1 protein-coding gene is annotated in these 1,925 nt (G+C 51.6%); it reads right to left on the bottom strand.

Annotation, left to right across the window (positions count from 1 at the left end; genetic code table 11):
* Positions 1–414: 414 nt before the first annotated feature.
* The coding region (locus tag OEM52_15055; protein ID MDK9701452.1) for a S41 family peptidase at positions 415–1,925 on the bottom strand (1,511 nt) is incomplete at its 5' end.

Raw genomic sequence — 1,925 nt, 5'->3', positions numbered from 1 at the left:
AGAGGGTCGAAAAATGGTGAAAGGAGTAAGGTGAAAGGTGTAGGGTAGCGACAGGTCTCCCGACCTGTAAAACGAATGGGCGAACACGAGGTTCGCCCGTACTCAAAAACGAGGACAGACAGAGGCGGCTGCCAGCCGCCCCTACGATGCAATGAGATTGCCTGCGGTGAGCCCTGTTAGATTGCTTCGCTACGCTCGCAATGACATGGACAGACTTTTCTGGGGTCTGTTCCTACTGAAAAAGGGCGGCTGCCAGCCGCCCCTACGATACAAACAGAACGGGTTTGGAAACCCGTAACCACCTAACCAAAAACAAAAAGGGCGAACGTGGAAGTCCGCCCCGCCCTACACCTTACGCCTTACACCCTTCACCATCTTTTCTCATCACCTATAACCCATCACCTAATACCCAAATTACTCTCCGGTGGGTGAGGGGGTATTCGCCGCTGCAGTGAGCATGAGCGATATCGCTTTATGCAATTGTGGATCGTTGCGTTTGATGCGGTCGCCCGGCGTTAATGGAATCAAGTAATCGGGCATACATCCGTTGTTTTCCTGATTTTGTTTCGTGCCGTAGACATACCAACCGCGTAACGGTAACCGGAAATAACCGCCATTCACCGTCGACCACCCACTCGTCGAAATCACGCCGCCTGCCGTACGATTCCCCACGACTACGCCGCGTTTGATCGTCTTGATTGCGCTGCTAAAAATTTCCGCATTCGAGTACGACGCTTCGTTGCACAAAACAGCGACCGGTTTTGTCCATCGGTAGAGCGGCAGGCGGTCTTGCGGATACCCGATATCGCCGCCTCTCCCAATCGTATAGGCATGTTGCGGCTGGGTGAGAATCGTGAGCAATAAGTCCGCAGTTGAACCGCCGCCATTATTTCGCACATCGATAATCAGCGCATCTCTACCATTGCAAGCGGCATACAAATCACGCTCGAACAGTTCCAGACTCCCTTGATCCATCCCTTGAATATGAATATAGCCGACCCGTTTTTTAGTAAGTGAATCGACAACTGCGCGGTTTGTCCGCTCCATCTGCTTATACGCGAGTTGTCGGAGCGGGAACCATTCAATCGGAGTTACCGAAAATTCTTTGGTCTCGTTGCCGCGGCGGATGGTTAACAGGGTGGGGACACCTGCTTTTCCTTCCAACGGTTTGGCGAAATTCTCAGTGCGGGAAACGGCACTCCCATCAATCGACAAAAGAATGTCGCCGGGTAACACCCTTGCTGCTACTTTATCGCATGGGCCATACGGCAAGACCGATTTTACCCGCAGCCCGGTATCATCGGAGTAACTGGGGTCGAATTCTATGCCGAGTTCCCCGGTCGCTGCGACTCTATCGAAGCGGTCGCGATTGGGGGAATTGTATCCCATGTGACTCGCATTTAATTCTCCGACCATCGATTCGCAGACATCCTCGAAATCACGGTCGTGGTGAACTTTCTGCGCATAGTTGCGGTACTTAGACCGAAGTCGATTCCAATCCGCGCCATGCATCTTCGGATCGTAAAATTTCGCGCCAAGAAAACGCCACCCCTCGTCGATTACTTGCAACCGTTCCGCTGGTAAATCGATTTTTAATTGGGCGTTAAAACTCGTGCCCTCACTTTTACCACCATCGCTGCCGACCGATGCCGGTGCGCCATTTTTGAGGAAGTAGAAGGTTTTCCCTTCCTTATCCATCGTAATCGATTGCGGGTTTGCGCCGCCTTCGGTAATCGCCTTCAAATCGTCGCCAAAACGGTTAAGCGAATAGAGGTCGCTCTTCTCTTTAACATCGGCATTGAAATAGAACTTGTCCCCTTTCGGATGAATCGCTACGGCAAATTCATCGCCGGGTAAATCGCTGATTCGTCGAATCCGCCGATGAATATCGGTAAAGTCGATTTTCACCGTATCGATTTCGATTT

Source organism: bacterium, assembly GCA_030247525.1.
Lineage (GTDB): Bacteria > Electryoneota > JAOADG01 > JAOADG01 > JAOADG01 > JAOTSC01.
Note: the sequence above shows the minus strand (reverse complement) of the source record. Positions and strands in the feature narration are given on the sequence as shown.